The organism is Pseudarthrobacter sp. S9, from assembly GCF_050156545.1.
In the GTDB taxonomy this organism is placed as follows: Bacteria; Actinomycetota; Actinomycetes; order Actinomycetales; family Micrococcaceae; genus Arthrobacter.
The window spans coordinates 1226521-1241522 of the sequence record NZ_CP189576.1; the positions used below are offsets into that span (position 1 = coordinate 1226521).

Annotated in this window: 14 protein-coding genes and 1 tRNA gene; 9 read left to right on the forward strand and 6 right to left on the reverse strand. The window is 68.1% G+C overall.

Annotation, left to right across the window (positions count from 1 at the left end):
• Window positions 1-88 precede the first annotated feature (88 nt).
• From ACQCSY_RS05690 to ACQCSY_RS05705, 4 genes are all read left to right on the forward strand, one after another.
• A complete protein-coding gene (locus ACQCSY_RS05690; protein WP_427133924.1) occupies window positions 89-1507 on the forward strand; it encodes a phosphomannomutase/phosphoglucomutase in 1419 nt (472 codons plus the stop codon).
• Between the two features lie 3 nt (window positions 1508-1510).
• The gene (locus ACQCSY_RS05695) at window positions 1511-2011 is read left to right on the forward strand and encodes a hypothetical protein (protein ID WP_427133926.1); all 501 of its coding nucleotides are present in this window, start codon (window positions 1511-1513) and stop codon (window positions 2009-2011) included.
• A gap of 19 nt (window positions 2012-2030) precedes the next feature.
• Window positions 2031-2480 (forward strand): RrF2 family transcriptional regulator, encoded by a 450-nt coding sequence (locus tag ACQCSY_RS05700; protein ID WP_427133928.1) that lies wholly within the window; start codon window positions 2031-2033, stop codon window positions 2478-2480.
• A 225-nt stretch (window positions 2481-2705) separates the two neighbouring features.
• Window positions 2706-3866, forward strand: a complete 1161-nt coding sequence (locus ACQCSY_RS05705) for a globin domain-containing protein (protein ID WP_427133929.1) — start codon at window positions 2706-2708, stop codon at window positions 3864-3866.
• A gap of 85 nt (window positions 3867-3951) precedes the next feature.
• Here ACQCSY_RS05705 and ACQCSY_RS05710 read toward each other — a convergent pair whose 3' ends face one another.
• On the reverse strand, window positions 3952-5778 hold the full coding sequence (locus tag ACQCSY_RS05710; RefSeq protein ID WP_427133931.1) for a phosphoenolpyruvate carboxykinase (GTP): 1827 nt from the start codon (window positions 5776-5778) through the stop codon (window positions 3952-3954).
• A gap of 277 nt (window positions 5779-6055) precedes the next feature.
• Between ACQCSY_RS05710 and ACQCSY_RS05715 the strand changes: the two genes are divergently transcribed.
• Window positions 6056-6129, forward strand: a tRNA-Arg gene (locus ACQCSY_RS05715).
• Between the two features lie 149 nt (window positions 6130-6278).
• Here the strand turns inward: ACQCSY_RS05715 and ACQCSY_RS05720 are convergent.
• Window positions 6279-7007 (reverse strand): FadR/GntR family transcriptional regulator, encoded by a 729-nt coding sequence (locus tag ACQCSY_RS05720; RefSeq protein WP_427135699.1) that lies wholly within the window; start codon window positions 7005-7007, stop codon window positions 6279-6281.
• Window positions 7008-7192: 185 nt separating this feature from the next.
• On the opposite strand from ACQCSY_RS05720, the gene ACQCSY_RS05725 reads away from it, so the two are divergent.
• The 4 genes from ACQCSY_RS05725 (at window position 7193) to ACQCSY_RS05740 (ending at window position 12223) form a co-directional block, all read left to right on the forward strand.
• Window positions 7193-8668, forward strand: coding sequence for a dihydrolipoyl dehydrogenase family protein (locus ACQCSY_RS05725; protein WP_427133933.1), 1476 nt, complete (start codon window positions 7193-7195; stop codon window positions 8666-8668).
• Window positions 8669-8832: 164 nt separating this feature from the next.
• Window positions 8833-9525 (forward strand): ABC transporter ATP-binding protein, encoded by a 693-nt coding sequence (locus tag ACQCSY_RS05730; RefSeq protein ID WP_427133935.1) that lies wholly within the window; start codon window positions 8833-8835, stop codon window positions 9523-9525.
• Window positions 9522-11570: a YhgE/Pip family protein gene (locus ACQCSY_RS05735; protein WP_427133937.1), complete on the forward strand. Its 2049-nt coding sequence runs from the start codon at window positions 9522-9524 to the stop codon at window positions 11568-11570. The genes ACQCSY_RS05730 and ACQCSY_RS05735 overlap by 4 nt, the downstream gene beginning before the upstream one ends.
• Complete coding sequence (locus ACQCSY_RS05740; protein ID WP_427133939.1) at window positions 11567-12223, forward strand: TetR/AcrR family transcriptional regulator; 657 nt, start codon at window positions 11567-11569, stop codon at window positions 12221-12223. Before ACQCSY_RS05735 ends, ACQCSY_RS05740 begins: the two co-directional genes overlap by 4 nt.
• On the opposite strand, the gene ACQCSY_RS05745 is transcribed toward ACQCSY_RS05740, so the two are convergent.
• The 4 genes from ACQCSY_RS05745 to ACQCSY_RS05760 form a co-directional block, all read right to left on the reverse strand.
• Window positions 12208-12552, reverse strand: a complete 345-nt coding sequence (locus ACQCSY_RS05745; RefSeq protein ID WP_427133940.1) for a hypothetical protein — start codon at window positions 12550-12552, stop codon at window positions 12208-12210. The two genes, ACQCSY_RS05740 and ACQCSY_RS05745, sit on opposite strands and share 16 nt — an antisense overlap.
• A 107-nt stretch (window positions 12553-12659) precedes the next feature.
• Window positions 12660-13793, reverse strand: a complete 1134-nt coding sequence (locus tag ACQCSY_RS05750) for an EamA family transporter (protein WP_427133942.1) — start codon at window positions 13791-13793, stop codon at window positions 12660-12662.
• 71 nt (window positions 13794-13864) lie between these two features.
• Window positions 13865-14344, reverse strand: a complete 480-nt coding sequence (locus ACQCSY_RS05755; protein WP_427133944.1) for a hypothetical protein — start codon at window positions 14342-14344, stop codon at window positions 13865-13867.
• 123 nt (window positions 14345-14467) lie between these two features.
• Window positions 14468-14995, reverse strand: coding sequence for a SixA phosphatase family protein (locus tag ACQCSY_RS05760; RefSeq protein ID WP_427133946.1), 528 nt, complete (start codon window positions 14993-14995; stop codon window positions 14468-14470).
• Between the last annotated feature and the right edge of the window lie 7 nt (window positions 14996-15002).

Below are 15002 nucleotides of genomic sequence, written 5' to 3' on the forward strand. Positions count from 1 at the left end.
CAGCCACCCCTGACACCCGCGTAGCCCGCACCCCCGCCATGTGGACAAGCCCGCTGCGCCGGAAGAGCTTCAACGTAAGATAAGACGCGTGACTACGGACAAGACAAAGACTTTTGACCTCTCGGCTTCGTTCAAGGCCTACGACGTGCGCGGAATTGTGGGCCAATCCATCACCGCGGAGATCGTCGAAGCCGTCGGTGCTGCCTTCGTTGACGTCCTGGATCTCGCGGGGCAGACCGTGCTGGTGGGCGGCGACATGCGCCCCTCCTCCCCCGAGTTCACCAAGGCCTTCGCCGACGGCGCCGCCACGCGCGGAGCCAACGTCCAGCTGCTGGACCTGATCTCCACCGACGAGCTCTACTACGCCTGCGGCGCCCTGAACGCGGCCGGCGCCACATTCACGGCCAGCCACAACCCGGCCGAATACAACGGCATCAAAATGGCCAAGGCCGGCGCCGTGCCGATCTCCTCCGAAACCGGGCTCAAGGAAATCCAGGCGCGCGCCGAGGAGTACCTCAACGCCGGCTCCATCCCCGCGTCCGGTACTCGTGGCCTGATCGGCGTGCATGACGTCCTCAAGGGCTACGCGGAGTACCTGCGCAGCCTGGTCGACCTCCGCGGATCCCGGCCGCTGAAGGTCGTGGTGGATGCCGGCAACGGCATGGCCGGCCTCACCACTCCGGCCGTGCTGGGCGACGCCCTGCTGCCCAAGCTGCCCCTTGACATCGTCCCGCTGTATTTCGAGCTCGACGGATCCTTCCCCAACCACCCCGCCAACCCGCTCGAACCGGCGAACCTGCGTGACCTGCAGGCCGCCGTCGTCGAGCACGGGGCGGACATCGGCCTGGCGTTCGACGGCGACGCCGACCGCTGCTTCGTCATTGACGAAAACGGCGACCCCGTCTCGCCGTCGGCCATTACCGGCATGGTGGCCCGCCGCGAGATCGCCCGTGCCCAGGTCCTCGGCGAGGACACCCCCACCGTCATCCACAACCTGCTCACCTCCCGGGCCGTGCCGGAACTCGTGGAGCGCCACGGCGGCCGGGCGGTCCGCACGCGGGTGGGCCACTCCTTCATCAAGGCCGTGATGGCCGCGGAAGGGGCCATCTTCGGCGGCGAGCACTCGGCCCACTTCTACTTCCGTGACTTCTGGAACGCGGACACCGGCATGCTGGCGGCCATGCACGTCCTGGCGGCGCTCGGCGAACAGGACGTGCCCCTTTCCGAACTGGGCCGGGAATATGAGCCCTACATGTCCTCCGGCGAAATCAACTCGGAAATTGAGGACAAAGCCGCGGCTGTTGAGCGGGTCCGGGAAGATTTCCAGGCCGAGGACGTCGAGGTGGACTACCTCGACGGCAGCACCTTCATCGCGACGGACGGCAGCTACTGGTTCAACCTGCGCCCCTCCAACACGGAGCCGTTCCTGCGCCTGAACGTCGAAGCCACGGACGCCGACACCATGGAACGTGTGCGCGACCGCGTCCTGGCGCTGGTCCGGGGCTAGGACATGGCGGAATCATCGGCGGAGGCATACCCGGATTTCTCCGGAAGTGCGGACTCCTGGCGCGGTTCGGTGCCGGAAGCCAGCGCGACCGATCTGGAGAACCTGCTCGGCACCGGTGTCGGAGCCGCGCAGGAGCAGCTGGAGCGCAACGGCGGCTTCCTGCCGTTCGCGCTTGTCGTCGAGAACGACGGCGAGGTGCGGCTGGTTGCCGTGACGCCGGCGGACGCGGCGGAGGGCACGGACGCCGACTTCGATGCCGACTCCATGATCAGCGACCTCCATGAGCTGCTCCGGCAGCACCGGGAGGACTTCCGCGCCGTCGCCGTCGTCTGCGACATCACGCTGCTGGAAGAGGACTCGGACGCCATCCACGTGGCCGCCGAGCACCGGGACGGCTCGTTGTTCGCGGCGGTCCTTCCCTACGCTGCGAATCCCGCGACGCACGAGTTGGAGTTCGGTCAGCTTTCCGCCGATACCAATGAACCCGCCGTCTGGGTGGACTAGACCGGCCTAAGCTGGTGACATGAAGATCAACGCGTTTGCGGATGTGAGCCTGCGCGCCATGATGGTGCTCGCGGCCGCACCCGACGGCGGGCTGCTGACCACCCAGAACATCGCCGACGCCGTCGGAACGCCGTACAACCACGTCAGCAAGGCCATGGCGAAGCTGCGTGAGCTGGGCATGATCGACGTCGAACGCGGCCGCAACGGCGGCTCGCGCCTCAGTAGCGCGGGCCGCGCCGCCACCGTGGGCCAGCTCCTGCGGCAGCTCGATACCAGGCTGGACCCGGCCGACTGCGTCGCCGCGGGCGGGACCTGCCCGCTCATCACCGAGTGCCGCCTCCGGGCCGCGTTGGCCCGCGCCCGCGAGGCCTTCTACCGCGAACTCGACGACGTCGTCGTCGCCTCCCTGCCCGGCTCCCGGCAGATGACCCCAGTGTTCCAGGCGATCGGCCTGCGGCCCGGGCTCTGAGCCTGCCGGCTGGGTTCGGCGCCGGGCCAAGTGCAGAACCGCTCGCGGGTTCCGTCCGCCGCGGGGCGTCTCCACACGTCGAGCCGGGACCGAACCCGCGAGCCGGCCGGATTTGCTTTCCTTTTCTACACCCTGTAGAACTGAGCTATGAATACTCGCATTTCAAATGCAGGTATTTTATCGCGGTCCGGTTGAAGACCCCGGCCCACTATCTCAGGAGTCAGCATGCTCTCGGACAAGTCCTTCCCCGTCATCGAGGCCACCCTGCCGCTGGTCGGTTCCCGGATCGGAGAGATCACCCCCAAGTTCTACGCCCGCCTCTTCGCCGCCCACCCCGAACTGCTGGACGGCCTGTTCAGCCGCTCCAACCAGCGCTCCGGCGACCAGCAGCAGGCCTTGGCCGGAAGCATCGCCGCCTTCGCGAGCCACCTGGTGAGCAACCCCGGCACCCTGCCGGAGACCGTGCTGTCCCGGATCGCCCACCGCCACGCCTCCCTCGGCATCAGCGAACCGCAGTACCAGGTGGTCTATGAGCACCTCTTCGCCGCCATCGCCGAGGACCTCGCCGAGGTCATCACTCCGGAAATCGCCGAAGCCTGGACCGAGGTCTACTGGCTCATGGCGGACGCCCTGATCAAGCTCGAAAAGGGCCTCTACGCCGCGCAGGCCAACGGCAAGATGTGGAGCCCCTGGAAGGTCGCCGCCAAGACTCCCGCCGGCACCGGCTCCATGACGTTCGCCCTGGAACCGGCGGACGACACGCCCATCACCGCCGCGCTCCCGGGCCAGTACGTCAGCGTCAAGGTGGTCCTCCCGGACGGCCTGCGCCAGGTCCGCCAGTACTCACTGTCCGGCGACGCCGGCACCAGCCGCAGCTTCACCACCAAGCTGGACGACGGCGGCGAGGTCTCCCCCGTGCTGCACAACACCGTGGAGGTAGGCGATGTCCTGGAGATCTCCAACCCGTACGGCGAAATCACGCTCAAGGAAGGCGACGGCCCGGTGGTCCTGGCCTCGGCCGGCATCGGCTGCACGCCGACCGCGTCGATCCTGCGCTCCCTCGCCGAGTCCGGTTCGGACCGCCAAGTCCTGGTCCTGCACGCGGAAAGTACCCTGGACAGCTGGGCGCTGCGCGGGCAGATGACGGACGACGTCGAACGCCTCGACGGCGCCGAGCTGCAGCTCTGGCTCGAGCAGCCGGAAGCCGGGGCGAACGCGGGCTTCATGTCGCTGCGCGAAGTGGATCTGCCAGCCAACGCGTCGCTGTACCTGTGCGGGCCGCTGCCGTTCATGAAGAGCATCCGCAACGAGGCCATCAACGCGGGCGTCCCGGCCACGAAGATCCACTACGAGGTCTTCGGCCCGGACATCTGGCTCGCCAGCTGATCCGGACCTGTCCCGGAAAGCCAACAACGACGGCGGCGCCGCACCTTCGCAAGGTGCGGCGCCGCCGTCGTTGTTATGGGTAAGACTAGCTGAGTCGTGCCTTCAGCCCTTCGAGCTCGTTCTGCAGCGCCTCCGGCAGGGAGCCACCGAAGTTGGCGTACCACTCTTCGATGGAGGCAAGCTCGGCGGCCCACTCCTCGGGGTCGACGCGGACTGCGTCTTCCACGTCGGCGGGGGTCAGGTCCAGGCCGGCCAGGTCCAGGGAGTCGCCGGTCGGCACGAAGCCGATGGGGGTCTCGACGGCGGCAGCCTTGCCTTCGAGGCGCTCGATGGCCCACTTCAGGACGCGGGCGTTGTCGCCGAATCCGGGCCAGGCGAAGCCGCCGTCGGCCGTGCGGCGGAACCAGTTGACCAGGAAGATCTTGGGCAGGCGTGCCGGGTTGGCCTTCGCGGAGAGGTTCACCCAGTGGTTCAGGTAGTCGCCGGCGTCGTAGCCGATGAACGGCAGCATGGCCATGGGGTCGCGCCGCAGCACGCCGACCTGGCCGGCAGCCGCCGCCGTGGTCTCGGAGGACAGCGTGGAACCCATGAAGATGCCGTTGGACCAGCTGCGGGACTGCGTTACCAGCGGAATGGTTGTCTTGCGGCGGCCGCCGAACAGGATCGCGGACAGCTCGACACCGTCGGGGCTGAAGTACTCCTCGGCCAGCATGTCGATCTGGGAGATCGGCGTGCAGAAGCGCGAGTTCGGGTGGGCTGCCGGCTTGTCCGAATCGGGAGTCCAGGAGTTGCCCTCCCAGTCGGTCAGGTGCGCCGGGACTTCCTCGGTCATACCCTCCCACCACACGCCGCCGTCGTCGGTCAGTGCGACGTTGGTGAAGATGCTGTGACCCTTGGCGATGGCGCGCATGGCGTTGGGGTTGGTGCCCCAACCGGTGCCCGGAGCGACGCCGAACAGGCCCGCCTCGGGGTTGGTGGCGCGCAGTTCGCCTTCCTTGCCGATCCGCATCCAGGTGATGTCGTCGCCGAGGGTTTCGACCTTCCAGCCTTCGATGGTGGGGTCGAGCAGGGCGAGGTTGGTCTTACCGCACGCCGAGGGGAAGGCAGCGGAGATGTAGTACTTCTTCTGCTCCGGCGACGTGAGCTTGAGGATGAGCATGTGCTCCGCGAGCCAGCCCTCGTCGCGGGCCATTACGGAAGCGATGCGCAGGGCGTAGCACTTCTTGCCCAGGAGGGCGTTGCCGCCGTAGCCGGAGCCGTAGGACCAGATGGAGCGCTCTTCGGGGAAGTGCACAATCCACTTGTCCGGGTTGCAGGGCCAGGAGACATCGGCCTGGCCGGGAGCCAGCGGGGCGCCGAGGGAGTGCAGTGCGGGGACGAAGAAGGCGTTCGTGGCGGTCATCCGGTCCAGGACCTCGGTGCCGATCTTGGCCATGATGCGCATGGAGGCGACAACGTAGGCGCTGTCGGTGATCTCCACGCCGAACTTGGGGTCCTCGGCGTCAAGGTGGCCCATGACGAACGGGATCACATACATGGTGCGGCCGCGCATGGAGCCGGCGAACAGGCCGTGCAGCTTCTCCTTCATCCGCGCCGGAGCCATCCAGTTGTTCGTGAAGCCTGCGTCGCGTTCGTTCTCGGAGCAGATGAAGGTCTGCTCTTCCACGCGGGCAACATCGGCGGGATCGGAGAACGCGGCAAAGGAGTTGGGGAACAGCTTCTCGTTCAGCCGGGTCAGGGTGCCCGCGTCAACGAGCTCGTCCGTGAGCCGGGTGTTTTCCTCTTCCGAACCATCAACCCAGTAGATCCGGTCCGGCTGGGTCAGTTCAGCTACCTCTTCAACCCATGCCAGCAGTGCGGCATGTGTGGTGGGTGCTTTTTCAAGCAACGGCAGTCGCGCCAGATCTCCCATTACGGTTCCCTTCCTCGGGTTCAGTCGTGTGTCCTAAATGCTAGGTCTCGCGGGGGATCCGATTTCGGGCCAGGATGTGGGATGACCGGGGCTCTTGGAATCAAAAACCGCGGAAATCCAAGGAATCGTCCGGACCGTGGCATCCTTTTTTGTGACCAAGGTCACGTAGACCGGTCTAGTCGCCTAGATTACACCTGTTTCGATTTGTAACCAGGCCCCTGCTCGCGTAAAGTAATTCGAGGTTCGGGGAGCGAGAAGTTCTCCCAGAGCCGAGAATGCGCCCATAGCTCAGCTGGATAGAGCGTCTGTCTACGGAACAGAAGGCCGGGGGTTCGAATCCCTCTGGGCGCACAGAGAATGAAGATCCGCACCGGTCCGCCGCTGCGGATCTTCTGGTTTAAGCCTCCTGACCCGACGGCTCGCGGGTTCGCTCCACACTCGCTGTTTCCACACGGCGAGTCCGGGCCGAACCCGCGAGTGAGCGCGGGGTTGAGCCTCTGTCAGTTCGTGGCCTGGGTGATACGGCTACGGATCCCGTCGAAGTGGCTGCTGAGCCGCTCGGCTGCCAGCACCTTGTCCGCCGCGGCGACAGCCTCGTAGATTCCCCGGTGCAGCGCGGCCGCCTCCGCGAGGTCGACGGCGTCCGTGCCGCCGAGTTCGATGTGGATCCTGCGGTACACCTTCCAGAACACGCCCATCAGGCTGATCAGCAGCTCGTTGTTCAGCGGTTCGAACAGCCGGCGGTGGAATTCCGCGTCGGCTTCAACGAAGTGCTCGGCGGCGCCGGCCAGCGCTTCCATCTGGCGCACGGAATCGTCGACGGCTACCAGCTGTTCCGGCGTTATCTGGTCCATGGCGGCGCCGATCAGCCCCGTTTCCAGGGCCTGCCGGACGTCCACAAGCTGCAGCGCCTCCTGCCCGTGGTGCCGTAGCGACAGCCGGGCCCGGAACGTGAGCCCGTCGGTCAGGGCATCGAAATTGCTGGGCGCCACGAACATACCGAAGCCGTGACGGATCTCGATGACGCCCAGCGCCTGGAGCACCTTCAGCGATTCCCGCAACGTGTTACGCCCGACGCCGAGCGCGGCGGCGAGCTCGTTCTCGGTAGGCAGCGGATCCCCGGCTTCAAGCTCGCGCTCCAGGATCAGCTCCATGATGTCCGCTTGCAAAGCGCGAAGCCTGGCCTGCGCACTGAACCTTGCCTGAGGCACCATCTTGCCTGCGGTCATATTTGCTGCTGTCACGGTACTTCCCTTCCCCCATATGTGCTCTCTACAGTAGCGAAGGTCCCACGTCCTGCACAGGCTGTCGGGGCGTGCGGTTGGTGCAGACTGTCGGCGCGGGCAAGATTCCGCGCTGCCACGGGCATGGAGGGCCCCCGGAACCGGTCATGACCCGGGCGTAGGCTGTTGCCATGACGGCACAGCATGAGCGGGAATTCGATGTCATCGTGATCGGTGCGGGCGCAGTGGGCGAGAACGTGGCGGACCGCGTGGTCCGGGGCGGGCTGACGGCGGTGCTGATCGAGGCCGAGCTGGTGGGCGGTGAATGCTCCTACTGGGCCTGCATGCCGTCGAAGGCGCTCCTCCGCCCTGGCACAGCGCTGCATGGCGCCCAGGCCGTCCCGGGCGCCGAACAGGCGATCACCAGCACCCTCGATGCGGCTGCCGTGCTGAAGCGCCGGGACCACTTCACGTCCAACTGGCAGGATGACAGCCAGGTCACGTGGGTCGAGAAGTCCGGGATTGAACTGATCCGCGGCCACGGCTGGATCACCGCCCCGCGCAGGGTGGAGGTGGCCGGGCTGGACGGCAACAGCTACGCGCTCTCGGCCCGGCACGCCGTCGTGGTCGCCACGGGTTCCACGCCCAATCTGCCGCCCGTTGAAGGGCTCGCGGATGTCGGGTACTGGACAACCCGGGAGGCAACCTCCGCCCACGCGATCCCTGACCGGCTGGCCGTGCTCGGCGGCGGCGTGGCCGGCGTCGAACTTGCCCAGGCCTACGCGCGCCTCGGGGCAGCCGTGACGCTGGTGGCCCGCGGCGGACTGCTGGGCGCCTTCCCGGAAGAAGCCGCCAAACTGGTCACCGCCGGACTGCGCGCCGACGGCGTCGTCCTCCACCTGCGCACCGGCACCAGAAGCGTCAGCGAGAACGCCGACGGCTCCCTCACGCTGGTGCTCGACGGCGGCACCACCGTCACGGCGGACAAACTGCTCGTGGCCACCGGCCGGCACCCATCCCTCGAGGGGATCGGCCTGGAGAGCGTGGGGCTTGCCGCCGCCGAGGGCCGTCCCCTGAGGCTCACCACTGATTCCACCGGCCTAGTCCAGCACGCAACGGACAACGCAACAGCCAGCACAGCCGACGGCGCCCCGTGGCTCTACGCCGCCGGCGACGCCGCCGGGAGGGCCATGCTGACCCACCAGGGCAAGTACGGGGCCCGGGCCACCGGCGACGCCATTGCCGCCCGGGCCAAGGGGGAGCTCAGCGGCGAGCCGGCCCCGTGGAGCCGCTTCGCCCACACCGCCGATGACCACGCCGTGCCCAACGTGGTGTTCACCGACCCGGAACTGGCCAATGTCGGCCGGACCGTGGACAAGGCGGAAAAGGACGGCTTCAGGGTCTCCACCGTGGAGCTCCCCATCCAGGTGGCCGGCTCCTCCCTGCACGCCGAGCACTACGAAGGCTGGGCCCAGCTGGTGATCGATGAGGACAGCAAGGTCCTGCTGGGCGCCACCTTCGCGGGTCCGGATGTGGCTGAACTCCTGCACGCCGCCACGATCGCCGTCGTGGGCGAAGTGCCGCTGGACCGCCTGTGGCACGCCGTGCCCTCCTATCCCACGATCAGCGAGGTCTGGCTCCGCCTGCTTGAGGAGTACGGGCTCTGAGCCGTGCCGCACCCCCACGGCACCGGCACGCCCACGGGCACGCCGACGGGCACCGGCCCGGGGCCAAAGTGCGTCTGGTTGATCACACCCGGAACATTTTATTTGAACTGACTGGTCAGTTCGGTTAGCATTGAAGCAGACATCGTTCCTGCGAAAGGCCCGCTTTGCTCTCCGTACAACAGCTCTCCGTAACCGGCCGGCGGGATGACCTGCTCCCGCCCACCTCGCTGCAGGCCGGGCGCGGCGGGCTCCTGCTGGTTGCGGACAGCCGGCAGGACCAGCGCACCGCCCTCGCCCTGACCCTGAGCGGACGCATGAAGCCCTCCGCCGGGACCCTCGAGTGGGACGGCAAGGCCGGGATCAAGCCCCTCCGGCAGGCGAGCGCCGTGGTGGACTCCCCCGGCGTCAACGAACCCGAACAGCACCTGAGCGTCCGCGACCTCGTCACGGAGGACCTCGCCCTGGTCCCGCGCCGCTACCGTGGCGCCCTGCTCAGCACGCCCTGGCTCAAGGTCAACAGCTTCGAGGACATCGCCGGGCTGTGGACCGAGCAGCTGCGGGCCGGGCGGCGGCTCGAGCTGCTGACGGCCCTGGCACTCGCAAATCCGCACACCGACCTCCTCGTGGTCGATTCCCCGGACCGGCACAGCGGCGATCCCGCGGACTGGCTGCCGCGGCTTGTTGAGCTGGCGCACGACGCCGGGCGGCCGCTCGCCGTCGTCGCCACCGTCACTCGTATCCCGGGGGACTGGACAGGCCCCGCGGCCGTGATCGGCAACGCCGTTCCGCGTACTGACGACGATTCCCTAACCGATTTCCTAACCGAATCCGTACCCGAAACAGAGGATCCAAAGTGACTGTGCTGCGGCTGGCCCGCTCCGAACTCAAGCGCATGACCGGCGGGCTGCTGCCCAAGCTGACCATCCTGGCGCTGGCCATGGTTCCGCTGCTCTACGGCGCCGTGTACCTCTACGCCAACTGGGATCCGTACGGCAAGCTGAACCAGATCGACGCAGCCCTCGTGGTCGAGGACTCGGGCGCCACCTCCGCCGACGGCACGCGGCTGGAGGCCGGCCGGAAGGTGGCCGGGAGCCTCGTGGACGGCCACGTCTTCAACTGGCAGACCGTTTCCAGCACTGAAGAAGCGGACCAGGGCGTCAGCAACGGCAAGTACGCCTTCGCCCTGAAGATCCCCAAGGACTTCTCCGCGAACCTGGTCTCCCCCGGCAGTTTCGACGCCGCCAACCAGGCCATGCTCAATGTCACGACCAACGACGCCAACAACTACCTCCTGAGCACCATCGTGGACAAGCTCACCACGGCCGTGCACACGACGGTCGCCAAGGAAGTGGGCGCCGAAACCGCCAACCAGCTCCTCACCGGGTTCGGCACCATCCATTCCCAGATGCTCAAGGCCTCCGACGGTGCCGGGCAGTTGGCCGATGGCGTCGCCAGGCTCCACGACGGAACGGTGACCCTGCACCAGGGCACGGGCGAGCTCAAGAACGGCGCCGCCGAGCTCTACAACGGCCAGCTCAAGCTCCGGGACGGCACCAACGCGCTCAACGCCGGAGCGGGGCAACTCAGCGGCGGCCTCACCCAGCTGAAGGACAAGACGGCCACGCTGCCCGCCGATTCGCAGCGGCTGGCGGCCGGCGCCGCGCAGGTGGCCGCCGGCAACGCCGCGCTGAATGCCCAGGTGCAGAGCATCGTCGGGCAGCTCGGGGCCACGGAACAGGCCACCGCGCAGGCCCAGCGGAGCAGGGTCGTGGCGTCCAACGGCCGCCTCGTCACGGCGGGGGTCATCAGCCAGGAACAGGCCGCCAAGATGGTCGCCGACTTCGACGCGACCGCCGCGCCGCCGGCGGCGGGTGCCTCCGCCACCAAACTCCAGGCGGCCGCCGCCCAGGTCCAGCAGCTGGCGGACGGCTCCGCGGCCGTCAGCGCCGGGGCCTCGAAGCTGGCGGGCGCCGCGCCGGTCCTCGGCGACGCCGTCGCCACGGCCTCCGCCGGGGCGGACCAGCTCGCCGGCGGCTCCGCGGCGCTCGCCGCCGGGCAGCAGAACGCGCTGGACGGCGCCGGCATGCTCTCCCAGGGCGCGCAGAAGCTCGACGACGGCGCGGCGCAGCTGGAGAGCGGCGCGGCCACGGCATCTGACGGCGCCGGAACCCTGGCCGCCGAACTCGCCGCGGGCGCCGGGAAGGTCCCCGACCCGGACGACGCCCAGAAGAACAGCCTTTCGAAGGTGATGGCGGATCCCGTCGCCGTCAGCAATGTGTCGCAGGCCAAGGCCGGCTCCTACGGCGCGGGTCTGGCACCGTTCTTCCTCACCCTCGCCCTGTGGATCGGCGTCTTCGTGCTGGTCCAGGCAATGCGCCCGGTCACGCAGCGCGCGCTGGCGTCCAACGCGCCGGCCTGGAAGATCGCGGCCGGGGGCTGGCTTCCGTTCCTGGCGGTCTCGGCCGTCCAGGCAAGCCTGCTTGCCCTCGTGGTGGACGTGGGGCTGGGACTCGATCCCGCCCACCCGGTGTTGATGTGGTTCCTCATGCTGGCGGCCGCGATGGCGTTCAGCGCGATCATCCAGGGCGTGGTGGCGCTGCTCGGATCACCCGGAAAGCTGGTGGTGCTCATCCTGCTCGTGCTGCAGCTGGTTTCCTCCGGCGGCACGTTCCCGTGGCAGACCACTCCGGAGCCCCTGCACCTGGTGCACCAGGTGCTGCCGATGGGCTACGTGGTCAGCGGTATGCGGCACCTCATATACGGCGCCGAGCTGTCCATCATCCTGCCCACCATGCTGGGACTGGTTGGCTACACTGTGCTGGGACTGGCCATGTCAACCCTGGCCGTGAGCAAGAACAAGTACTGGACCCTCAAGTCGCTGAAACCGGAGATCGCCGTATGACTACCAGCAGCCCGGCAGGCTCCCCCACCAGCAGCCCGGCTGGCTCCGCCGACGCCGGGAAGAAGCTCCGCCCCGGCCGCACCAACGCCACGAAGCAGCGGCTGTTCGAGGCCTCCATGGAGCTGATCGGCGAACGAGGCGCAGCGGGAGTGACGGTCGATGAGATCGCCGCGGCCGCGGGGGTGTCCAAGGGCACGGTGTATTACAATTTCGGCAGCAAATCGGACCTGATTGCCCAGCTGCTGCGCCACGGCGTGGACATCCTGCTGGCACGGCTCCTGAGCGTCAGCGACGAATCCGCCGATCCCCTCACCGCCATGGAGGAGATGATCGGCCAGGCGATGGACTTCATGGCCGAGTATCCGTCCTTTGCCCGGCTGTGGGTGAGCGAGAACTGGCGGACACCCAGCGAATGGCAGGACACCTTTGCCGAGCTCCGCGGGCGTCTGCTCGCGGTGATCGGCGCCGCGATTGACAGCGTCGCCGCCGTCTACCCCGTGTATCCGGCGATTTCCCGGGGCAGCCTGGAAACCGCGATCTTCGGCGCCTGCTTCGTGGTGGGCCTGGACCGCCAGACGTACAACCCGGAGCGCACCAGGGAGCAAAGTGTTGCCGCAATCATGGCCTCCATGCGCGGCTACGTGGTGAAGTAGCCGCCTGCTCGTGCATGATTATTCACATGCGCCACATGGGTAACAGCGGAAAGATCGCGATCGGAGCGTTCCTCGCTGCCCTGGCGCTCCTGGTGCTCACGGGCATCACGCTGCATGAAACCGTGCTGCTGTGGTTCCTCGGTGCCTCCGCCGCCGCCTACGTGGCCTGTGTGACCGAGCTCGTGATCCGCCGCCGGCACAAGACCCTGGCTGCGAGCGGGATCGGCAGCATCCTCTTCATCGCCTTCGGGATCGCGTTCCTGCGGCAGTGGGGACTGGCCTTCAACCCCGATCCCGACGCCTTGTCCAGCCACGTCGATTCCGAGCATCCGGACCTGTATTTCTATCTCGCAGCGGCCGCCGGCGCGGCCACCCTGCTGCTGCTGTTCGCCGGGACTGTCCTGCCCGGCAGGGCGCGCGGGCCTCGCTCCCCCGGCTACGCCTCGCGCCGCCGTCCGGCCTCGGCCTCACGGGGTGCGGCGAGGGGCACGGCGTCGAGGACCGCGGCGTCCCGGACTTCCGCGTCGCGCCCGACGCCGCGGGGCGCCGCCGGGCGCCCCGCGGCCAAGCGCCCGGCCGCAGCCTCCGGGGGAGCGTCCGCCGCAAAGTCGCCGGCCAAGCTGCCGCCCAAGGCACCGACGCGGCCGTCCGCCAAGACCTCCGCCCGCCGCTGAACGCCCCGCCGCTGAGTCGCGGGGCGCGGAGTTCGGGGGCGCAGAACCGCCGTCGACACCCCGCCAAGCAGCAGCAGGCCGCCGGCCACTTCGGCTGGTGCGGGCACCTCGTGCAGGATCAGCCACGCCGTCGTCATCCCCACTACCGGGACCAGCAGCGTGAACGGGACCACGGCGGAGGACGGGTAGAGTCCCAGCAGCCGGTTCCAGATTCCGTACCCCACAAGGGAGCCGAACACGGCCGTGTAGAGGGCGCTCAGCAGGGTGACCGGCTGCAGTTCCATCACGGCACCCGACACCGCGGCCGGGCCGTCGACGATCAGGGAGAGCCCCAGCAGGGGCAGCGGGACCACGGCCCCGGACCACACCACGAGCCCCAGACCCGACGCCGCCTTCGCCTGCCGTGCCACGATGTTTCCCGCGGCCCACGACAGCGCCGCGGCCAGCACGATCATCAGCGGCAGCACCGGCGCCACAAGGCTCCGCCCGACGGCAACGACGGCGAGGCCCGCCACCCCGAGCACGACGCCGGCCAGTTGCCGGCCACTGGGACGTTCGCCGAGGAAGCCGGCAGCCAGCAGCACCGTCAGCAAGACCTGCGCCTGCAGCACCAGCGAGGCGAGGCCGGCAGGCATTCCGAGGGCCATTGCCAGGTAGAGGAGGCCGAACTGTCCGGCACTCATCAGGAGTCCGACGCCGATGATCGCCCTCCAGCTGACGTCCGGCCGCCGGATGAAGAAGATGCACGGCAGGACCACCAGCGTGAAGCGCATGGCCACGAACAGCAGCGGGGGCATCACCTCCCCGTCCGGATGCAGGCCAAGATCAATCGCGACAAAGTTGACGCCCCACAGGACGGCGACGAGCAGGGCCAGGGCGGAATGACGGGCGTTCACAATGCCACTATGCCGGTTCCGGCCACGCCCGGGCCCGGGGTGTCCGCCATCTGGAGGCCCGGACCCAGCCCTCAGAGGTTCCGGGGCCTGCCGTCCCGGGGGTGGTCGACGCCCGGATCCTGGGGGCTGCCATCGATGACGCCGTGCTCCCGCGCGCCACCGTCCCGCCGCAGCTCCTCATCGTTCGTGGTTTCCCGGGCGTCGTCGCCGCGTTCGGCGCCGACCACGTCCGGGTCCATCTCATCGGCTTTGCGCAGTTGCTCCTGCGCGCGGGAGCGGACGCTTTCAGCCTCCTCCTGGCCGCCGCGGGCTTCCTGGCGCAGGCGCTCAGCCTCGAGTTCGGCCTGCTGCGCATCAGCTTCGGCGTGCACTGCCTTGGCTTCGCGTTCCCGCGCGCCGAACTCGTCTGCCTTGGCCTGTTCCCGCATCTCCGCGGCCCGGCTCCGGTCCGCGGCCACTTTGCGCTTGCGGTTGAACATGATTGCCACCACGAGGATCGCCAGCACCACGACGATGCCGACGATGATACCTATGAGCTGCCCTGAATCCACGATGATTCACCTTTTCTCGGATCGAATTCCCTGGGTCGAAAAACGGTAGGACTAAACAGGAACAGTAAACCGCAGATCGGGGCGCGTGGCCATGGAATCCGGACCGGCGACCTGGCGGGCCGGCTATTTTGCCCGGGGGACCTTGAAATGGGTCAGCCGGGCGTCCTGTCCATCCAGCTCGGCCCATGATTTCTCTGTCTCCAGCACGGTCAGGCCGCTCGTGGGATACCGGGTGGCCGCATCCATGTAGGCATCATGGTCGGAATCGCGGGACGCCAGGTGCATGGCGAGATCCTGGACTCCGGGCATGTGCGAAATGACCATGAGCGTGGTGACGGTGTCCGGGACATGGTTGATGACGGACAGCATCCGCAAGGCCGAAGCGGCGTACAGCCCGTCCTCAAGCTTCGGTGTCGGCGCCTTGTCTCCGAGCTCGAAGCAGACCCAGGTGCAGGTCTGCCGTGTACGGAGCGCACTGGAGCACAGGATGAAGTCGGGGACCACACCGTGCTTGAGCAGCCATTTACCGGCGACGGGGGCGTCCCGGTGGCCCCGCTCTTCCAGCGGCCTGTCGCGATCGGCGACGCCGCCCGGCCAGTCGGCCTTGGCATGCCGCATGATCACCAGCCGTTTGATGTGATGCGCGCTCATGCGTCAA

Bases quoted from the DNA above. Each gene is read 5' to 3' on its own strand.
- ACQCSY_RS05695 (WP_427133926.1), top strand. From the start codon at position 1,511: ATGGCGGAATCATCGGCGGAGGCATACCCGGATTTCTCCGGAAGTGCG.
- ACQCSY_RS05700 (WP_427133928.1), top strand. From the start codon at position 2,031: ATGAAGATCAACGCGTTTGCGGATGTGAGCCTGCGCGCCATGATGGTG.
- ACQCSY_RS05705 (WP_427133929.1), top strand. From the start codon at position 2,706: ATGCTCTCGGACAAGTCCTTCCCCGTCATCGAGGCCACCCTGCCGCTG.
- ACQCSY_RS05710 (WP_427133931.1), bottom strand. From the start codon at position 5,778: ATGGGAGATCTGGCGCGACTGCCGTTGCTTGAAAAAGCACCCACCACA.
- ACQCSY_RS05720 (WP_427135699.1), bottom strand. From the start codon at position 7,007: ATGACCGCAGGCAAGATGGTGCCTCAGGCAAGGTTCAGTGCGCAGGCC.
- ACQCSY_RS05725 (WP_427133933.1), top strand. From the start codon at position 7,193: ATGACGGCACAGCATGAGCGGGAATTCGATGTCATCGTGATCGGTGCG.
- ACQCSY_RS05740 (WP_427133939.1), top strand. From the start codon at position 11,567: ATGACTACCAGCAGCCCGGCAGGCTCCCCCACCAGCAGCCCGGCTGGC.
- ACQCSY_RS05745 (WP_427133940.1), bottom strand. From the start codon at position 12,552: ATGCTCGGAATCGACGTGGCTGGACAAGGCGTCGGGATCGGGGTTGAA.
- ACQCSY_RS05760 (WP_427133946.1), bottom strand. From the start codon at position 14,995: ATGAGCGCGCATCACATCAAACGGCTGGTGATCATGCGGCATGCCAAG.